We start from the raw sequence: 18,748 nt of genomic DNA on the forward strand, positions 1-18,748 counted from the left end.
CCGTCGAGGACACATACTTAATGTCGTCAAGTGTCACGATGACATTAAGTGGCGAAGCTGGCAAGTGTGTGCTTCGTCATGGCGCAGGCCGGCTCCGGGTCGCGGGGACGGACCTTCGGGGTGGGCGGCTCAGGTGCCGACCGGGTCCCCCACCGCCCCTCCCGTGGCCCTGCGGACAGCGCGTGCCACGCGTTCCGGGGCGTCGGCGTGCTGCGCGGGGTCGGCGCCGTCGAGAAGAGCCGCGCCGATGTTCTCGTTGAGGACCCGGATGGTGGCGGCGGCCGCCGCGGCGTGCAGGCGCACCTGGAGGTCGGTGGCCGGCTGTCCCAGCCGCTTCGCGATGATCTGGGCCATCTCGCGCTCCATCTGGTCGCAGGCCATCAGCCAGGCGGTACGCAGGGCCGGTTCCGTTTCGCTCAGCCGGATCATCCGAATCGCGAGCCCGGCGTCGGTCAGCGCGACGGCGTCGGCCTCACGACCGAACCGGCTCGCCTCGGTGCTGAATTGTTCTTCGAGCGAGAGGTGCTCGGGCCAGCTCCGCAGCGTGCGCATCTCCCATTCCACGCCACGGGCCACGATGGGTTCGGCGCAGCTTTCCTTGCTGCGGAAGTGGCGCCAGATGGTGCGGGTGGACAGGCCCACCGCCTCGGCGATCTCGTCTCCACTGGTGGCGGCCACGCCCTGTTTCCAGAACAGGCGGGAGGCCTCCCGGGAGATCTCCAGGCGCAGCCGCTGGCGCCGCTGCTCGCTCATTCCGCTTCCACCACGCTTGGCCGTTGCCATGCCGGTCACCTCCGCCTGCGTCCCTGCCGACACACGAGTGTCATAATGACATTTAGTGACGTCCGGTGCCAACGCGGCGAGGCTGTCGGGCGGCCGAGCCGCGCCCGCGCGTTCAGGCTCGGTTCGCGCCGTCAGCTCTTAGGCGCAGGCTTCCGCAAGTGCGGCGGCGATGTCCGGAACCAGCCCGGCGACGGGGTCGTGGGTGAGTTCCGTCATGCGCAGCCGCCCGTCGAGGGTGACGACGCCGAGCACGTGCTCCCCGCGCAACTGGGTGATCTGCGCCGGGCCCCACAGGGCGGTGAGCGTGCCCGCGCCCCGCTGCCGCGGTGTCACCACACCGAGGTTGGTGATCTGGATGTCGGCCGCGGTGACGGCGGCCATCATCGCTTCGGCCTGCTCCCCGCTCGTGGGGGCGTGCTCCGTGAGCAGCGCACCAGCGGACTTGAGGACGTGCGGAGCGCGCTGGCGCGTGAGCGACTCGCGGGTGCCGCGGGCGAGCTTCCAGAAGTCGTCCGCCTGGTGCGCCTCGCTCGCGGTCCGGGCCCCGACGAAGCGGTTCACCACCTCGTCGGGCAGGCCGCAGGCCCGGCGCAGGTCCATGGGGCTCAGTATCCGTACGAACTCCCGTCCACGCCGGTGGAACACCACCGCGGCGGCGGCGCAGAGCGCGGCATGCACCGTCGTGCTCTCCAGGCGGCAGCGCCGGACGAGCCGGGTGGTCAGTTCCTGGTCCAGCGCCAGGGCCTGTACGTGCGGCGCGTGCCCGGAGAACGGCGCGAATTCGCCGCCGGCGCTCATGCGCGGATCGTCCGGTGGCGGGACGGCGGCCAGGGTGACCGGCGGCGGGACGACGCGGGCGAGCAGGTCCTCCTGTGTCTCGGGGACACCGCCGGGCGCCTGCTCCTCGCCGTCCAGGGCCGCCGCCAGGTCCAGCAGTGCCCGCATCCCGCCCACCCCGTCGGCGATCCGGTGGGCGAACGTGAGCACGATGTCGCACCGCCCGCCCCGCGGCAGAAGGGTGCACCGTGCCGACGGGCCCGGGGCCGGAGGGATCGGCCGGGTCTGCTCGGCGGCCACGACGGCTTGCCAGGGTGTGCCCTCGGGCAGTGTCGTCACCGGGATCGGGCCATCGGCCTGCCGGTAGACGGCCTTGGGTGCGGTGTGGTCCACCGTCGCCGCGAGCAGTGGGTGCCGGAGGCACAGTTTCGCCAGCGCCCCGGCCAGTTCGGCTTCCGGTACGGGCCGGTCGATTTCGGCGACCAGGGAGAACTGGAGGGGGTTCTTGCGCATGGAGAAGTCGATGGTCCGCTCGGCCGCGCCCAGCGGGCGAATGACTTCTCCTCGGCTCGTGGTCACTGCGGCTTCCATTCTTTCCGTGGGGGTGGTGGGCGTCGTCGGCGGTTCCCGGACGCCGGGGCCGGGGGCGGTCCGCCGCCGGGTGGCACGTACGTGTCCGGGCCATGCGCCCCGGCTGCCATCGAGCAGCCGGTGTTCACCGGGGAGGTCAGCCGCGCTTGGCGGGCAGCAGGCCGATGGCCTTCAGTCGCTTGTTCGAGCTCCGGGCGGCCCAGGCGACCACCAGGAAGGCCAGGCCGAGCAGCGGGAAGCCCATGGCGATCTTGGCGAAGCCCAGCGAACTGACCTGGTCGGTCGCGTAGAAGTACTGCTGGACGGCGAACCGGGCGCCGAAGACGGTGGCCAGCACCAGGGTGGCGATGTCGAAGTAGCGCCGCGAGCGCTTGTCCGCGCGCCAGAGGTTGCCCTTGCCGGTGGCCGTGTTCCAGAGCACGCCGGCCAGCGGCCACCGCACCAGGACGGAGAGGAGGAAGGCGATGGCGCCGGCCAGGCTCGCCCAGATGCCGATGAGGAAGTAGTCCTTGGCGGAGCCGGTGAACCAGACGACGCCGGCGGTGACCGCGACGCCGAACACGCCGCCGACCGCGGGCTGCACCGACTCCTTGCGCACGAGCCGCACCACGCCGATGGCGACCGCGACGGCGAAGGCGGCGATGATCGCCGCCTTGAACCCGCGGAGGTTGTTGGCGACGACGAATGCCACCACGGGCACCGTCGAGTAGATGATTCCCTTGGTGCCTCCCGCCTGGTCGAGGACCGAAGGCCGCTGCCGGGGCGCAGCCTGCTCCGCCTGCGTGTCGGACTCTGTCTCCAGGAAGCTCTTCATGGTGGTCGTTCTCCCGAGTTCGTCTGGGGGCGAGGTGCGGTTTCCGTGTGTCGCTTAATGCCATCGTGTCATTAAGTGACAGTCATGGCTACCTCCGCTGGTGTGGCGTGAGTCACACGAAGGGTCCCTGTTGTGTCGGTTGCCCTCGGGCGGGACTCGCACTCCTCGCGTCCGAGCACTTATCGACGTCCCATGAGGCGAGCCTGGAGGAAGCCGCGAGCGGCGTTACGAAGAGCCGGAGCGTGTTGTTATCTGCTGCCGTGACCTCTGTTCATGCTGCGTTCGGCTTGTTCTTCCACACTCGGCGCTCGCCCCCCACGAGTGCGACGAGAGGCTTACCGTGAAGGACAGGAACAGCGAAGACCCCGAGCGTTCGACCATCTCGCGGCGTCGGCTGGTCAAGTACGCCGGTGTCGGGGCAACGTTGGCGGCCGCGAGCCCGCTGGCGGGCGGCGCCACCGCGTGGGCGCGTGACGAGGGCGACCAGAAGCAGGGCAAGCCCGGTGACTCCCGGGGCCGGGTGTGGCGTGCCGGTGACCACCATGTGCACTCCGAGTACAGCGGCGAGTTCGACACGAAGACGAACCCGCCGACGTTCCACAAGGGTGCCGACGCCGTCTACCCGATCGTGACCAACGCGATCATGGCCAAGAGCTTCGGTCTCACCTGGGTGATGTGCACCGACCACGGTGGGCCGACCCACTCCAAGGTGAACCTTGAGCAGGCATACCCCGACCTCCTGCGCTCCCGCGTACTGGTGCCCGAGGTGCTCCAGTTCTGGGGGATGGAGTTCGACGCCCCGGCGCTGGACCACCACACCCTGATGATTCCTCACCACAGTGACGAGGCGCAGCAGCTCTTCGAGCTGGAGAGCCGGTTCGCCAAGAACGACGCCTTCCCCGCCGATCGTGGCCGTGACACCGAGGCCAAGATGATCGAGTTCCTGAAGGCCGCGAAGGACATGCGGCGCAAGCCGCTGGTGATCGCCCACCACGCCTCGCGGTCGGCGACCGGTCTCGGTGTCTACGGGCAGGACACCCCGCGCGAGTTCCGCAACGGCAACAACGCCGCGCCGGAGATCTATGTCGGCTTCGAGGGGGCTCCCGGTCACCAGGCCGGACCGTTGAACGGGGGCGCGCGCGGCGGCTACGGGAGCTACCCGACCCACGGCGGGTTCGACCAGATGACGGCTCGCGTCGGCGGACTCTGGGACTCGCTGCTCGGTGAGGGCCGTCGCTGGTGGATCACCGCGACCTCGGACTCGCATGTGCACTGGACGCGCGGCGGCTCCGACTTCTGGCCGGGCGAGTACAGCAAGACGCATGTCCTGGCGAGGCAGGACTACGCGGACATCATGGACGGGCTCCGCAACGGCCGGGTCTGGGTCGGGACCGGTGATCTGGTCACCAGCCTCGATCTCACGGCGAGCAACAGCGGCAGCGAGGCGGCCATGGGGGAGACGCTCACCGTAAGCCGCCGCAGCCGTAAGGATGTCGAGATCGAGATCAGGTTCCGTCCGCTGGAGGGCAAGAACGGCAACGGCGACCGTCCGGAGGTCCAGCGAGTGGACCTGATCGTCGGTCAGGTCACCGGACCGAGCGCCAGCCTCGACACCGACACCAATCCGACCACCAAGGTGGTGGGGCGGTTCGGCCCGAGCGACTGGCGCAGGCAGGGCAAGGAGTACGTCATCAAGCACACCCTGCGCGATGTGGAGAGCGACCTCTACGCCCGGGTCCGCGGCACGAGCACCGATGAGGCCGAACCGCTCGCGGACGGTCTGGAGAGCCCGTGGGACGACCTGTGGTTCTACTCGAACCCCGTCTTCGTCGAGGTCCGCTAGCTCCCTGAGCGCCAAGGCTCACCACCGGATGTTTCATCATCCGAGCACGTGAGACGGAGCGGTTCGGCCGGGGGACCCTGCCGGCTGAACCGCTCCGGGACTGCGACGGAGCAGGTGACGATCACCTACGAAGACATCACCGTCGAGCAGCGATCGTCTTCTGCCGGGCGGATCACGTCCAGGCGCGGTGGACGGCGGATCAGTTGGCGGCGGTCAGGGCTCGCAGCTGGGCGAACGACCGGTGAATGGCCTCGCGCAGGTCGAGGTCGTCGGTGGCGTCGACCCAGCGTTGGAAGGCGACCCGGTACACCGCGGAGCCGGCCTCGGTGGCCAGACTGGCCTCGGTGTCGCCGACGCCGCGCCGTCGAAGCCCGTCGGCGAGTGCGGCCGACATGTCTGCGAGCTTGATCAGTTCACGTTCCCGGAGATCGGCGTTGGCCATGATCACCGTGTGCCGCTTCCGCGCGAGCTCGCGGTCCTGTCCGATGACGTCGGCCACGGAGTCGAGCGCGGCCGCGACGAGTTCCAGCGTCGACGCGGTGGCGGGAGCCGCCTCCAGCGCGGCCAGCGACTTCTCCTCCAGTTCGGGCGACCGGTCGAAGAGGACCTCGCGCTTGTCGGCGAAGTGGCGGAAGAAGGTGCGGGCGGTCACGCCGGCCCGTTCGGCGATGTCGGCCACCATGGTCTGTTCGAAGCCATGCTCCAGATACAGGGTGAGTGCGGCCTCGCGCAGTCGGCCACCGGCTCCAGGCTCCCATCGTCCCATGCCGCGAGTTTACTGCTGTCGCCTGTCGGCTCACGCACTGATGTCGCTCGATGACATCAGTCTGGTAAGGTGATGTCATCTGATGACATCAGCGCGTGGAGGTGTTCACCATGACGGCGATCAAGCGCATCCAGTACCACCGGTACGGCGGTCCCGAGGTGATGCGGTTCGAGGATTTCGAGCCGACTCGGCCTGGCCCCGGTGAGGTCCTGGTCCGTGTGAAGGCGGCGGCCGCGAACCCGATGGACTGGAAGATCCGCAACGGCGAGATGAAGATCATGACCGGCCGGCGGTTCCCGCGCGGCTTGGGCCACGACTTCGCGGGCGTCGTGGCGGCGGTCGGCGCCCACGTCACTCGGCTCGGCGTCGGCGACGAAGTGCTCGGCGGGGCAGGCATCAAGGCGGCCGGGGCGTTCGCCGAGATGGCCGTCGCCGAGGAGAAGGCGGTCGTGGCAAAGCCGGCGAGTCTCTCCTGGGAGGAGGCCGCCGCGATCCCCGTTGTCGGGCTCACCGCCTTTCAGGCGTTGGTCAGCACCGGAAAGTTGCGCGCCGGGCAGGCCGTCTTCATCCACGGCTGCCTCGGTGGAGTCGGCCGATCTGCCGCACAGATCGCCGTGGCGCACGGCGCCACGGTGGGAGGCAGCTGCCGCGCTGGCGTCGCCGTGCACGAGGCGCACGATCTCGGTATTTTCCCGATCGTCGATTTCGACTTCGACGCGACGAAGCTCGCCGGGCGATTCGACATCGTCCTCGACACGGCCGGCACGCTGCCGGTCAAAGCGGCACAGGCGTTGCTCAAGCCTGGCGGCCGCATCATCGACATCAACCCCACGCCGGCGAAGTTCGTGCGGAGCGCCCTGCCGGGACCGTATCGGGTGCTGATCGGGAAACCTGTCGTGGAGGACCTCGACGCGGTCGCGCAGGCTGCCGGGAAGGGGATACTGCGGCTGCCGGTTGCCCGCGCCGTGCCGCTGGGCAAGGCGATTGCGGCGCTCACGGAGCTCGAACGCAACCGCACCCCCAAGGGGGGCAAGCTCATCATCACCACCGAGTGACCATCGGCGTCGTTCGAGACCCGACAAGTGTGGGCTTCCTGCCCTGAGTTCGTAGATGACACCACCGGCCGCACATCGATAGGACTGACCATGTCGACGACCCCGAATCCCGCCGTAGCACAGACGTTCATGGTGTTCGCAACTCTCCGCGACGACACGGACCTCGCGGAATTCGCCGCCCTGAGGGATGACGAGCAGAAGCAGCTGGAGGTGCTGCGCCTGGAGGGGAGGATCGGCGCCCACCATGTTTCCCCCGCCCGGCGGGCAACGTTCATCGAGGTCGTCGCCGCCGACGAGAAGCATGTCGCGGAGACGCTGGCAACGCTGCCCTTCGCCCGGTTCTTCGACGCCGATGTCTACCCGACCACGCCCCCGGACGCGGCGGAGGCTGCCCACCGGGCGCGGTCGTGAGCCGCGAGTCCGCTCTCCCCGCGGCCGGGCGTGTGACTGACCGCGCGTGGCTGCCGAGAACTCGCCTTTTACACCTGATGGACAATCACATGAAAGATCTCAGCCTCAAGAAGTTTCCGTTCGGCAAGGTGTTCATCTCGCTCGGGTGGCACTACGACGCCGGCCTGACCACGCCGGGTGGCATCTCCAGCCACACGTATCTCCGGCGGGCCCTGGAGACCGTGGGGGCCGAGCGGAACATGTACGCCTCCGACCACCCGTTCAACACCGAGCGCGCCGGATCCGCGCGCCGCTTTCTGGACACGGCGCCGATCAGCGCCACCGACCGCGAGCGCATTGTCTTCCGGAACTGGGAAGAACTGGTCGCGGGCATCCTGCGCTGACCGGTCGCCGGCGCGCCCGGGGCCTGTTCCGGCCGAGCCGCCCTCGTACGTGACCAGGGTGGGGAGATCAGGGGCGGCGCGCGGCCCAGACGGTGCGTTCGGTGCGTACGGAGAGGTCGCCGCGACGCAGGAGGCTGTGCGGGCGGTCGGTGTCGAGGAGTTCGTCGAGCGCGGCGAGGTCCTCGGGGTCGAGTTCCGCCGCGGCGGCGCTGCCGCGGAAGCGCTGGAGACTGCCGTGGGCGTAGCGGCCGATCGCGTCGTCGCCGCCGCCCTCGATGTGCACGGTGAGGGTGCGTTCGCCCTCGACGGCGAATCCGGCGGTGGTCAGCATCGGTCCCCAGTCGGCTCCGCGGTGGGGCAGGTGTGCCGCGTGGAGCCTGTCGGCCGCGGTGTGGCAGCGCTCTTCGAGGCCGGGCCTGTTCTCGGGGGCGTTCTCGGGCAGGAAGCGGGGCAGGCCCGACAGCTCGACGACGGCGAACAGGCCGCCGGGTGCGAGCAGTTCGTGGAGGGTGCGCAGGACGCGGCCGGGGTCGGCCATGTGGTGCATCGAGGCCGAGGCCCACACCAGGTCCGGTGTGCCGAGGTCGGGCCATGCGGCGGTGTCGAGGTCGGCCCGCACGGTGTGCACGTGTTCCTCTACGCCGCGCGCGCCGGCCTTCTCGCGCAGGAGCTGGAGGTGTCCGGCCGAGGTGTCGACGGCGGTGACATGCGCCTGGGGGAAGCGGTCGAGGAGGGCGAAGGTCCCCGCCCCGGTGCCGCAGCCCAGGTCCACGATCCGGCGGGGGGCGGTCCGCAGCGGGAGCCATGCGGTGATGGAGGCCGTGTGCTCGGCGAGGATCTCGGCGTCCAGGTCGAGTATCTCCGCCTGAATGCCGTCGTCGTACCCGTGCCCGTGGTGGTGCTGGTGCGTGTGGTCGTGAGGAGTGTGCTGATGCGTTTGGGTCATACCGGCACCGTAGGACGGTCATGCGTGTGCGGCACGATGTCTTTCCGTAAACGCAAGAAAATGGGCCGATGTGCTGCCTGGCATGCAAGACCGCGCGGTGTCCGGCCTCGCCGGGCGAGCCCGTCGGTCAGTCGCTGTCGCCTCCCGCGTCGCGGTCGGGGTCGTCCTTCCGGTGGCCGCGGCGGGCGTCGCGGTCGAAGATGCCCAGGATCTCGCACGGGCCGCCCTCGGCGCCGATGGCGTGCGGCATCATCGTGGGGAACTCGGCGGCCTGGTTGGTCTCGACGCGGAAGCGCCGGTGGCCGAGCATGAGAACGGCGGTGCCGGACAGGACGACGAGCCATTCGCGGCCGGGGTGGGCGCGCATACGGGCGGGGTTGTCCGGGGGCGGTTCGGTCATCCGCTGGCGTACGACGGTCATGCCGGGATCGCCCTTGACGGGCCAGCGCATCCGGCCGCGGGCGCCGTCGATCATCGGGCTGATGACCACGTCGTCGGCGGCCGTCTCGACGAGTTGGTCGAGGGTGGTGTCCAGGGCGCGGGCGAGGATGACGAGCTGGTCCAGGGCCAGGCGGCGCTGACCGTTCTCGATCCGGCTCAGCGAGGACTGGCTGAGGTTCGCGCGCGTGGCCAGCTCCTCCAGGGACCAGCTCTGCGCCACCCGCAGAGCGCGGATCCGCTTGCGTACGAGGCTGTCCAGCTCTCCGTCTTCTTGCTTCATGGGCATTACTGTATGCCTGTGACGCACGTTGCGCCGGTGTGTTCCGGGTGTGCCCGCGATCAGGGCGCAGCCACGAGACGGTCCAGCGAGGGTGCCAGAACCGGGGCGAGCGCGGCGGCGTACGCCTCCGAGAGGTGGCTGTCGTCGCGGTAGACGGCGGTGTCGGCGACCACCACCGGGCAGATGCCGGTGCGGGGCGCGCAGAGCCAGGGGGTGGGGTCGATGACGGTGGTGGCGGTGGTGGACGCGGCGGCTCGGAGGGCGGTACTGCGGGTCGCGTCGGGGGTCGTGTCCGGCACGTGGTTCGCGCAGGCGCGCAGTTGCAGGGAGTTCCCGGCGGCGCAGTCGATCGGGTCGCCCTTGGGCCACGGGGTGTCGAGCAGGGCGGCGACGCGGACGCCGGAACTCCCCAGGTCCCGGAAGGTGTTCGCGAAGCCGGTGGTCCACTGGCGGAGCGGGTCGGCGGCGGGGCGGGCCGGGTCTCCCGCGTCCGAGGAGGAGACGACGACCAGGTCGGGGCGGAGCGTGCTGATCCTCGCGATGGCGTCGGCGCGCCAGGTGTCGCAGGCGGTGTACGGCGCGTGTCTGCTGACGATGGTGACGTCGGCGACCTTGCAGGAGGCCTTCGTCAGCGAGACCAGCTTCCAGCCGCGTGCGGTCGCGAGCCGTTGCAGGGCCGGGAACCACTGGGCCGCGTGGGAGTCGCCGAAGAGGACGACCGTACGGGAGGACGTCCGGTCGCCGTAGACGCAGGGCCGGGTGGTGGTGGCGGCGTAGTCGGCGTGGCAGCCGTCCCGGTAGACCGCGGAGCGGGCGGACCGTACCTCCGGCAGGGGCGGGGTGAGGTTGCTCGGCAGGGCGGTGGGGGACGACGCGAGGAGTTCGGTGAGACGCGCCTGCGGGGCCGGTGCGTCGGAGAGGGCGCGCGCCAGCGCGGGTGCCGGGGCGCCCACCTCGATCGTCGGCGGGACCGCGGTCGCCGTCAGGGACAGTGCCGAGGCGCCGGCCGTCAGCGCGGTACCGAGGACCAGGGCGCGGCGCGGGCGCCTGCGGAAGGCCCGGTGGAAGCGGACCGGGTTCTCGACGAGGCGCAGGGTCAGCCACGCCAGGCCCAGCGCCGCCGCGGACAGCCCGAGCGCGAGCGGCACGCCGGCCGTGCCGTCGGCGCGGCCCAGCGCCACCGGGGCGATGACCAGCAGCGGCCAGTGCCACAGGTACCAGCCGTACGAGAGTCCGCCGAGCCACACCAGCGGTCGCCGCCCCAGCAACCATCCCGCGCCGTACGGGGCGGGCGCGCAGCCGCCGGCCAGGACGAGCGCGGTACCGGCGACCGGCAGCAGGGCGTGGTAGCCGGGGAAGGGCGTCGCGTCGTCGTACCGGAGCGCCGCCAGGGTGACGCAGGCCAGGCCGAGCCAGGTCAGCGGGGCCGCGACGGCGGCGGGCAGCCGTTCCAGCCGGCCGCTGCCCAGCGCCAGGAGCGCGCCGGCGCCCAGCTCCCAGGCCCGGGTGAGGGAGCCGAAGTACGCCCACGGCGCCGAGGAGTCCGTCACGAGGAGGCTCGCCGCGAAGGAGCCCAGGCACAGGACCCCGAGCGGCACCGCGACCAGCCGGCGCCGGCCGCGGGCGAATCGCCAGGTGAGCAGCAGGAGCAGCGGCCACACCAGGTAGAACTGCTCCTCCACGGCGAGCGACCAGAAGTGCTGGAACGGCGACGGCGGGCTGTTCTGGGCGAGATAGTCCGTACCGGCCGCCGCCAGCCGGAAGTTGACCACGTACAGCGCGCCGGCGAGGGCGTCGCCCGCGTACTCGGCGAGCCGCGCCGTCGACAGGAACAGCCAGGCACCGACCAGTGTGACGGCGATGACCAGGGACGACACGGGAAGCAGCCGCAGTGCCCGGCGCGCGTAGAAGGAACGCACCGAGATCCGGCCGGTGGCGGCGAGTTCGCGCAGCAGCAGCGACGTGATGAGAAACCCGGAGATCACGAAGAAGACGTCGACACCGACGTAACCGCCGCTGACCTGGGACACACCGGCGTGGGAGAGCACCACCAGCCCGACGGCCACCGCGCGCAGCCCCTGGATGTCGAGCCGCGGGGCGTGCCCCTTGGGCGGTGCGGATCTGCCGCTCGCGGGAACGGTACGCAGAGCGGCGGACGTGATGCTCGACACCGGGCGACTCCTCGGGTGACTGACTGTTTCGGCCAAGGAGATCAGCCCGGCCACCGCACGCGTTCCGCCGCAGGCGCCCAACTGTGCTTCGGCCACGAAGGTTCAACCGCGCGAAACCATCGGTTCACCCCCATGCGGCCTGGAGTACCGGACTCGCGTGCGGCGGTCTGCCGGGCATGCGCGGTCATGACCGGAATGGACACTCGTTTCGTCGGTATCCCCGATCCGACCGAAGCCCCGTCCGCCCCGTCGCTCATGGTCCTGCGTCCCCGAGCGGTGCCCGCGCCGGCCGGCGAGGACCCGGTCTGATCCGCCGGGCTGCCCCGACGGCGGGACACGCGGTCACGCGAGGAGCAGGAGCACGCTGACGGCCAGCATCACCACGGCGGTGGCCCCGTGGATGCCGTAGACAGCCGCCTTGGGCCCGTTGCTGCGCAGCACGATCAGTGCGTCGCCGACGGGGATGCCGGTGGCGGCCAGCATGAACCAGCCCAGCAAGTGGGGTGTCGCTCCGGCCAGCAGGATGAAGACGAAGAGGCCCGAGGCTATGTCGCGCACGGCCTTGACGGTCAGCCAGGCCTGGAAGGTCCGGTCCTCGGTCGGCGTGTCGGGGATGCCGAAGTCCACCGCGGCCCGGGGTGTCCGGAAGGCGCGCACGCCGATGAGGATGATGCCCGCGCCGATCAGTCCGGCGAGCACGGTGGCGACGTTGGTGAGCATGGGTTGCTTCCCCTCTCGGTGGCAGCGCCACGATTACTAGCGGCGCTAGCTGCAGTAGCGACGATAGCCATACCTTCGGCAGGATGTCTAGCGTTGCTAGGATGTGGCCATGTCCGCCATCAACGAACGCCGTGAACGTGAACGCGCCCACCGTCATCAGCTGATCGTCACAGCCGCGCGCGAACTCGCGGAGGCCGAAGGCTGGGAGGCGGTGACGACGCGGCGGCTGGCCGAACGCGTCGAGTACAGCCAGCCGGTGCTGTACAGCCACTTCGACGGCAAGGACGCCATCGTGAGCGCCGTCGCCGTCGACGGCTTCGGTGAACTCGCGGCCCACCTGCGCCGTGCGCGGCAGGCCGCCCCCGAGCCGGGGCGGGCCCTGCGCGCCGTCTGCCGCGCCTATCTGGATTTCGCGACCGCGCGGACTGCCCTGTATCAGGCCATGTTCGTCCTGCCCACCGACGTGAAGTTCGCGAGCGCCCGGACACCACCGCCGCTACGGGCCGCTTTCGGCGAGTTCGTCAGCTGCTTCCGCCCGGACGACGAGCGCCGCGAACTGTTCGCCGAGGTCACCTGGAGCGCGGTGCACGGCATGGCTGTCCTGTCCGACAGCGGCCGTATCCCCCTGGACGGCCAGGAGGAACGGCTCGACCTCCTCGTCACTCGGATCGGCGGCATCGCGGCGGACTGACGGGCTGACGCGGCTGCCGCGTAAAGCTCGCCGCGATCCCGTGAAAGGGCGGCGGAGACTCTCCGCCGCCCCTTGTCCGCCGGTCGCCGTGTCCGAGTCGCCGGCGAGACGGTCCTACTGGGTGACGAAGGTGATCCTGCCCGGCGCCGGTACCGGGGCCGGGTTGTCGGCGGAGGTGGTGTCCGTCAGGTAGGAGGCGAGCGCGTCGAGGTCGGTGATGTCGCCGCCCTCGCGGGTGGGGATCTCGGCGAAGACGCCGAAGTTGTTCCCGCCGTTGGCGAGGAAGTCGTTGAGTACGACCTTGTACGTCGCCGCGCGGTCCAGGGGCTGTCCGTTCAGCCGGATCGTGTCGGTGAGCACCCGGTCGGCTCCGGTCCTGCTCATGTCGACGGAGTAGCTGAGTTCCTTCGACAGTTGCAGGAAGACCGTCTTGACTTCGTTGCCGCCGCTGAGCTGCTGCTTGAGCGCGGTGACCAACTGCTCTCCAGTGATGGGCAGTACCCACAGCGCGTTGGCGAAGGGCTGCACCCGGTAGGCGTCGGCGTAGGTGACCGCCCCGCCGTCCTTGTGGATGAGGTCGGCCCGCATGCTGCCCGGGTTGGTGAGCGCGAAGTCCGCGCCGTACCCGCGGGCCGCCGCGACCTGGGCGTCGGTGATGAGGCTGCCGAGCGGGGTCTCGGGAACGGTGGCGCCACGGCCGGGCATGTCCCCGGCGATGTATCCGATGACCCGGTTGGCCTGCTCCTCGGAACGGCCGCGCCAGGTGTCGACGAGCTTCGCCATCGCCGGCTGCTGAGCGGTGGTGACGGGGACGGGCCGGTGCTGGGCCGTCACCGTACTGCGCAGGATGTCGCCCTGGCCGTTCAGCTCGAAACGCAGGTCGGTGAAGGACCGGCCGAAGGAGTCCGCCTGGGTGACCGACCGGCGCTTGTTCGCCGGGTCGAGGACGACGCACTCGTACGAGTCGTGCGAGTGGCCGCTGATCACCAGATCGACGGCGGTCGGGGCCTTCTGGGAGATCTCCTTGATCCGGCCTTCGAGCCGCGCGCCGGGACCGCCCTCGTCGCACTTCGCGCCCGCCACGCCGTTGACGGTCTCACCCTCGTGGATCAGCAGTACCTGCGCCTTGACGCCCTGCTTGGTGAGTTCCTTCGAGTACTTCTCGATGACCGGGAGTTCGTCGTGGAACTCCACGTCGCGGATCATCGACGCGTTGATGACGCTCGGCGCGTTCTTGGTCACCACACCGATGAAACCGATCTTCTGCCCGGTGGGCAGGGTCCTGACCGTATAGGGAGGGAACAGCGGGGTGTCGGCGCCCCGCGCGGTCACATTGCCACCGAGATAGGTGAAACCGGCCCCCGCGTACGGGGCGTCCGGCGCGCACCCGTCCTGCGGATGACAGCCGCCGTCGATGATGCGCCGCAGCTCCTGCGGGCCCTCGTCGAACTCGTGGTTCCCCACCGAGGAGGCGGTGAGCGTGAGTTCGTCGAGCGCGTCGACCGTCGGCTCGTCGTGGAAGATCGCCGACAGCAGCGGGCTGCCGCCGATCATGTCGCCCGCCGCGACGGTCAGGCTGTTCGTACGGCCCGCGCGGGCCTCGTCCATCAGCGTGGCCATCTGTGCCAGGCCGCCCGCCTGAACGGGCGTGCCCCGGTGGGTGATACGGCCGGCGGCGCCGTCGACGGGTTCGAGATTGCCGTGCAGGTCGTTGAGGGCGAGCAGTTGGACAGGGACACGGGCGGGGGCGCCCGCGTGGGTGGGGGGTGCCGCCTGGAATCCGAGGAGCGCGGTGGCGGCGGCGAGGGCGGCGAGCACCACGGCACGATGCGACCGAAGGCGTAAGAAAAGGGGATTTGTCACGTGCGGATCCTAGGGACGCCCCGCACCCGGTACGGGCACGCCGCGCCGTGCCGGTCCGTACCGCACCGGTGCGTGTCAGTCGCGCGATGCCGTGTTCGAGCGGGCCGCCGCATGGGCGGTGAACGCTGCCCGTGGACGCGGACGGAACGCACACGTCGGATCGCGCAGGCGAAGGTGAGTAGGAGTACTCAGGTGGCCGCCGCTCCGCACCGCGATTGTTGAACCCAACACCACTACGGTTCACAGGAGTTCGAGATGACCCCCGCGCAGCGTTCCCTCCCCGAGATGTTCCGCCACTACCTGCTGAACCCGGCGGCTCTCGCCTATCTGGCGCTGGTCGGCGCCGTCGGGCTCTGGGTCGCCGTGGACACCCTGTTCATCGAGCACGCGGACGCCAGCCTCGCCGGGGTGTGGCTGTTCTTCGTCACGGCTCCGACCTCGCTGCTCTTCACGACGATCTCCGGCCCGATGGCCTGGTTCGGTGTCGTCTTCGGGGCCGTCGTCCAAGCGGTCGCGCTCGGGACGCTGTACCGCTGGTTCGCCGGCAGGCAGCGTGGCAACGCGGGTGCCGGCAGTGCCGGTACGAGCGGCGCCTGACCGCGGTACGGCGCCCGGTCGTCCGGTTCGCGCCGGGTACGGCGACCGGTCGTGCCGCGTGTGCCCGACCGGTCCGGAAGTGATGTTCGATCTCATGTCTCAGGGGTGGGGAAGAGTTGCGCAGGAACAACAGACGACGAGCCGGAGCCGCCGTCGTGGCCGCGGTGCTGACGGCAGGGCTCACGTCCGGGGCCGCTTCGGGTACGGCGTCCGCCGTCGGCGCGGGGGAGACGGACACGGTCCAGGGGCCGGGGACGCCGCCGGTGCGAGGTGAAAGGCCCGTGGTCACCCTCATCACCGGGGACCGGGTGCACGTGGACGTGAAGGGCCGGGTGTCGCGCGTCGAGCCCGCGGCGGGCCGTGAGGGCGTCCGGATATCCGTGCGGCGGGTCGGTGACGCCACGTACGTCGTACCGTCCGACGCGGCGAAGCTGGTGGCCGAGGGCAGGCTGGACCGGCGGCTGTTCAATGTGACGGGGCTGATCAGGGACAAGTACGACGACGCGCACCGCTCGACGCTGCCGCTGATCGTCTCGTACGCGACGGACACGCGGGACAGGGCGCGGGCGAAGTCGGCGATCTCGGCCGCGGAGGTCTCGGTCCGGCGGAGCCTCCCGTCCGTCAAGGGCGAGGCGCTGACCGCGCCCAAGGACGGCTCCGCCGAGGTCTGGAGCGCCTTCACGGCACCCACCGCGGGGCGTGGCGAGGACCGTACGGTGGCGACCGGCATCGCCCGCGTCTGGCTCGACGGCAAGCGCAAGGCCGGCCTGGACAAGAGCGTCGCGCAGATCGGCGCGCCGACCGCGTGGGGGGCCGGGTTCGACGGCAAGGGTGTGAAGATCGCGGTGCTGGACACCGGGGTCGACCAGACGCATCCGGACCTGAAGGGTGTCGAGGTCGCGCAGAAGGACTTCTCCGGGTCGGGCAACACCGTCGACCACGTCGGGCACGGCACGCATGTCGCGTCGACCGCCGCGGGCTCCGGCGCCAAGTCCGGCGGGAAGTACAAGGGCGTCGCGCCCGGCGCGAAGATCCTCGATGCCAAGGTGCTCGACGACGAGGGGTCCGGTCAGGACTCCGGGATCATCGCCGGTATGGAGTGGGCGGCCGGCCAGGGCGCGAGGATCGCCAACCTCAGCCTCGGCGGTCAGGACACCGTGGAGCACGATCCGCTGGAGGCGGCGGTCGACCGGCTCTCCGCGGAGAAGAACATCCTCTTCGTCGTCGCCGCGGGCAACGAGGGCCCGCTGGAGGAGACCATCGGTTCCCCGGGCAGCGCGGCGTCCGCGCTCACGGTCGGGGCGGTCGACCGCAAGAACAGGATCGCCGACTTCTCCAGTGTGGGGCCGACGGCGGACGGGTCGCTCAAGCCCGACATCACGGCGCCCGGTGTGGACATCGTCGCCGCGAAGGCCGCCCAGGGCCAGCTCGGCGATCCGGCCGCCGACGGCTATGTCTCCATGTCGGGTACGTCGATGGCGACGCCGCATGTGGCGGGGGCGGCCGCGATCCTCGCCCAGCAGCACCCGGACTGGAGCGGGCAGCGGATCAAGCAGGCGCTGACCGCCTCCGCGAAGCCGGGCACCGGTCTGACGCCGTTCCAGCAGGGGACCGGGCGCGCGGATCTCACCAAGGCGATCACCCAGAGCGTGGTGAGCGAGCAGACCTCGGTGAACTTCGGGCTCCAGCAGTGGCCGCACACCGACGACAAGCCGGTGACCAAGCAGATCACCTACCGCAACACCGGCACCAAGGCGGTCACCCTCGACCTGTCGCTGGAGACCACCGGCCCCCAGGGCAAGCCCGCCCCCGCCGGCTTCTTCACGGCCAGAGCCGACCGGGTCACCGTCCCCGCGGGCGGCACCGCGCGCGTCGGCCTCACCGCGGACACCCGGATCGGCGGGAGCCTCAACGGCACGTACACCGGGACGCTGGTCGCCAGGGCGACCGCGGGCGGCCAGCGCGTCCGTACCTCCTTCGCCGTTCTGCGCGAGGCGGAGGCGTACGACCTCACCCTGCGGTACCTCGACACCAAGGGCAGGCCCTCGCAGTCGGGTTCCACGGTCTACGGCCACGACATCGACCTCTGGGAGGAGGTGTACGACACCGACGGCGACGGTGTCGTCAGGGTCCGGGTGCCGAAGGGCACGTATCTGATCGAGGCCCCCGTCGAGACGCGCAAGGGGGCGAAGACCGACCCGGACCTCGCGCTGATGGTGCGGCCGAGGATCTCGGTGACCAAGAACTCCACCGTCACGTTCGACGCCCGCCGGGCGAAGCCGGTGAAGATCACCGTGCCGGAGTCCGCCAGGAGCGCCGAGGTGTACGCGCGCTACCACCTGGACGTGCCGGAACACTCCTACGCCAACGCCCTGGTGCTCCGCTCCTTCGACGGCTTCCGCATGGGCCAGGTCGGCCCGGCGCTGCCGGCGGCGCGGTTCGGCTCGCAGGTGGGCGGCACCTGGCAGAAGGGCAGCACCAGCTACAACCTCCTCTACGCACGCTCGGGTTCGCTCCACACCGGCTTCACCCACCGGGTGGTCAGGGGTGAACTGGCCCAGGTGAACCAGAAGATCGGTGCCTCCGCCAAGAACCGCAAGGGCGTGATCAGCCCGACCTGGGAGATGGCGTCGGGGGACGGGTACCAGACGGTCACGAGGCCCTTCGCCCTGCCCGCCACGGCGAAGACGTATCTCTCCGCGCCCAAGGGGGTCGCGTGGTGGTTCAACGTCGGCCAGAGCAGCGGCGACGGACCGGACCTGGACGTCGTCCTTGAGGAGAGCGCTCCTCGGGTCTACCTGCCGAAGAAGTCGTACGAACGGACCTTCAACGTCGGTGTGTTCGGCCCCAAGGTCGACGCACTCAACACCGCCCGGCGGGAGGGTGACGAACTGAGCTTCTGCGTACCGGAGTTCACTGACGGAGCCGGGCACTCCGGCAGCTCGGTGACGACACGGCAGCGGACGGTGATCTCCGCCGGCGGCAAGAAGCTCGTCGACACCGAGGAGCCGCTCTGCGGGGACGTCGACGGGCTGCCCGCCGCGTCCGCCGCCTACCGGATCAGCACGGAGGCGACCCGCTCCACCAAGGTCGCGGGCGTCACCACCCGCCTCGCCGCCGCCTGGACCTTCACTTCCAAGCGGCCCTCCGGCGACGGCGTCTCGACGCTTCCGCTCTCCACGGTCCGCTTCGCGCCGAAGCTCAGCCTGGCGAGCACCGCCGCGGCGGGCAGGAAGTTCACGGTTCCGCTGACCGTCCAGGGCACGGCGGCGAAGGGCTTCAAGTCCCTCTCCGTACAGGTCTCCTACGACGGCGGCAAGAAGTGGTCCAAGGCGCCGGTCACCGTCAGGAAGGGGGAGCGGAGGCTCTCCCTGAGCCACCCGGGGAACGCCGCCTCCGTCTCGTTCAAGGCGAAGCTCACGGACAAGAACGGCAACACGTACGACGTCACCATCGTGAAGGCGTATCTGCTCGCCTAGTCGTCTGGTCGCCGCCGGACATGGGACTGACTCTCCGTCATATCATCATGACAACAAGGGAATCGGAACCGTGGAGCCGTCCGCCGTATCTGGGTAAACAGCAGAAGGAGTTACTGGATCCGCGGCGAAGAAGGGCC

At 70.4% G+C, this 18,748-nt stretch carries 16 protein-coding genes; 7 read left to right on the forward strand and 9 right to left on the reverse strand.

Translation table 11 applies throughout. The features are described 5' to 3' along the window. Window positions 1-129 precede the first annotated feature (129 nt). From ACFTZC_RS13160 to ACFTZC_RS13170, 3 genes are all read right to left on the reverse strand, one after another. Window positions 130-783, reverse strand: a complete 654-nt coding sequence (locus ACFTZC_RS13160; RefSeq protein WP_382888932.1) for a TetR/AcrR family transcriptional regulator — start codon at window positions 781-783, stop codon at window positions 130-132. Window positions 784-921: 138 nt separating this feature from the next. Further along, the gene (locus tag ACFTZC_RS13165; protein ID WP_382888934.1) at window positions 922-2,139 is read right to left on the reverse strand and encodes a peptide synthetase; all 1,218 of its coding nucleotides are present in this window, start codon (window positions 2,137-2,139) and stop codon (window positions 922-924) included. A 148-nt stretch (window positions 2,140-2,287) separates the two neighbouring features. Continuing rightward, window positions 2,288-2,965 (reverse strand): DUF3159 domain-containing protein, encoded by a 678-nt coding sequence (locus tag ACFTZC_RS13170; RefSeq protein ID WP_382888936.1) that lies wholly within the window; start codon window positions 2,963-2,965, stop codon window positions 2,288-2,290. A 340-nt stretch (window positions 2,966-3,305) separates the two neighbouring features. Between ACFTZC_RS13170 and ACFTZC_RS13175 the strand changes: the two genes are divergently transcribed. Continuing rightward, window positions 3,306-4,808, forward strand: coding sequence for a phosphoesterase (locus ACFTZC_RS13175; protein ID WP_382888939.1), 1,503 nt, complete (start codon window positions 3,306-3,308; stop codon window positions 4,806-4,808). A 199-nt stretch (window positions 4,809-5,007) separates the two neighbouring features. On the opposite strand, the gene ACFTZC_RS13180 is transcribed toward ACFTZC_RS13175, so the two are convergent. Beyond that, window positions 5,008-5,574, reverse strand: a complete 567-nt coding sequence (locus ACFTZC_RS13180) for a TetR/AcrR family transcriptional regulator (RefSeq protein ID WP_382888942.1) — start codon at window positions 5,572-5,574, stop codon at window positions 5,008-5,010. 95 nt (window positions 5,575-5,669) lie between these two features. On the opposite strand from ACFTZC_RS13180, the gene ACFTZC_RS13185 reads away from it, so the two are divergent. The 3 genes from ACFTZC_RS13185 (at window position 5,670) to ACFTZC_RS13195 (ending at window position 7,423) form a co-directional block, all read left to right on the forward strand. Then, the gene (locus ACFTZC_RS13185; RefSeq protein WP_382888944.1) at window positions 5,670-6,629 is read left to right on the forward strand and encodes an NADP-dependent oxidoreductase; all 960 of its coding nucleotides are present in this window, start codon (window positions 5,670-5,672) and stop codon (window positions 6,627-6,629) included. A 90-nt stretch (window positions 6,630-6,719) separates the two neighbouring features. Next, window positions 6,720-7,040 carry a hypothetical protein gene (locus tag ACFTZC_RS13190; RefSeq protein ID WP_382888946.1) on the forward strand — a complete coding sequence of 107 codons (321 nt, stop codon included), beginning with the start codon at window positions 6,720-6,722 and terminating at the stop codon, window positions 7,038-7,040. A gap of 89 nt (window positions 7,041-7,129) precedes the next feature. Continuing rightward, the gene (locus ACFTZC_RS13195) at window positions 7,130-7,423 is read left to right on the forward strand and encodes a hypothetical protein (RefSeq protein WP_382888948.1); all 294 of its coding nucleotides are present in this window, start codon (window positions 7,130-7,132) and stop codon (window positions 7,421-7,423) included. A 67-nt stretch (window positions 7,424-7,490) separates the two neighbouring features. Here ACFTZC_RS13195 and ACFTZC_RS13200 read toward each other — a convergent pair whose 3' ends face one another. From ACFTZC_RS13200 to ACFTZC_RS13215, 4 genes are all read right to left on the reverse strand, one after another. Next, window positions 7,491-8,369 (reverse strand): class I SAM-dependent methyltransferase, encoded by an 879-nt coding sequence (locus ACFTZC_RS13200; protein ID WP_382888950.1) that lies wholly within the window; start codon window positions 8,367-8,369, stop codon window positions 7,491-7,493. Between the two features lie 127 nt (window positions 8,370-8,496). After that, window positions 8,497-9,090, reverse strand: a complete 594-nt coding sequence (locus tag ACFTZC_RS13205; protein ID WP_382888952.1) for a helix-turn-helix domain-containing protein — start codon at window positions 9,088-9,090, stop codon at window positions 8,497-8,499. 59 nt (window positions 9,091-9,149) lie between these two features. Beyond that, on the reverse strand, window positions 9,150-11,261 hold the full coding sequence (locus ACFTZC_RS13210; protein ID WP_382888954.1) for an acyltransferase family protein: 2,112 nt from the start codon (window positions 11,259-11,261) through the stop codon (window positions 9,150-9,152). A 342-nt stretch (window positions 11,262-11,603) separates the two neighbouring features. Beyond that, window positions 11,604-11,981, reverse strand: coding sequence for a DUF4267 domain-containing protein (locus tag ACFTZC_RS13215; protein WP_382888956.1), 378 nt, complete (start codon window positions 11,979-11,981; stop codon window positions 11,604-11,606). A 109-nt stretch (window positions 11,982-12,090) separates the two neighbouring features. Here ACFTZC_RS13215 and ACFTZC_RS13220 point away from each other — a divergent pair, with 109 nt between their 5' ends. Continuing rightward, window positions 12,091-12,672, forward strand: coding sequence for a TetR/AcrR family transcriptional regulator (locus tag ACFTZC_RS13220; RefSeq protein ID WP_382888958.1), 582 nt, complete (start codon window positions 12,091-12,093; stop codon window positions 12,670-12,672). A gap of 114 nt (window positions 12,673-12,786) precedes the next feature. Here the strand turns inward: ACFTZC_RS13220 and ACFTZC_RS13225 are convergent, their stop codons facing one another. After that, a complete protein-coding gene (locus ACFTZC_RS13225; RefSeq protein WP_382888960.1) occupies window positions 12,787-14,493 on the reverse strand; it encodes a bifunctional metallophosphatase/5'-nucleotidase in 1,707 nt (568 codons plus the stop codon). A gap of 297 nt (window positions 14,494-14,790) precedes the next feature. Between ACFTZC_RS13225 and ACFTZC_RS13230 the strand changes: the two genes are divergently transcribed. Both ACFTZC_RS13230 and ACFTZC_RS13235 read left to right on the forward strand, forming a co-directional pair. Further along, complete coding sequence (locus ACFTZC_RS13230) at window positions 14,791-15,132, forward strand: SCO4225 family membrane protein (protein ID WP_382888962.1); 342 nt, start codon at window positions 14,791-14,793, stop codon at window positions 15,130-15,132. Window positions 15,133-15,413: 281 nt separating this feature from the next. Beyond that, window positions 15,414-18,611: a S8 family peptidase gene (locus ACFTZC_RS13235; protein ID WP_382888964.1), complete on the forward strand. Its 3,198-nt coding sequence runs from the start codon at window positions 15,414-15,416 to the stop codon at window positions 18,609-18,611. Window positions 18,612-18,748: the final 137 nt, after the last annotated feature.

Source organism: Streptomyces sp. NPDC056987, assembly GCF_042673865.1.
GTDB lineage: Bacteria > Actinomycetota > Actinomycetes > Streptomycetales > Streptomycetaceae > Streptomyces.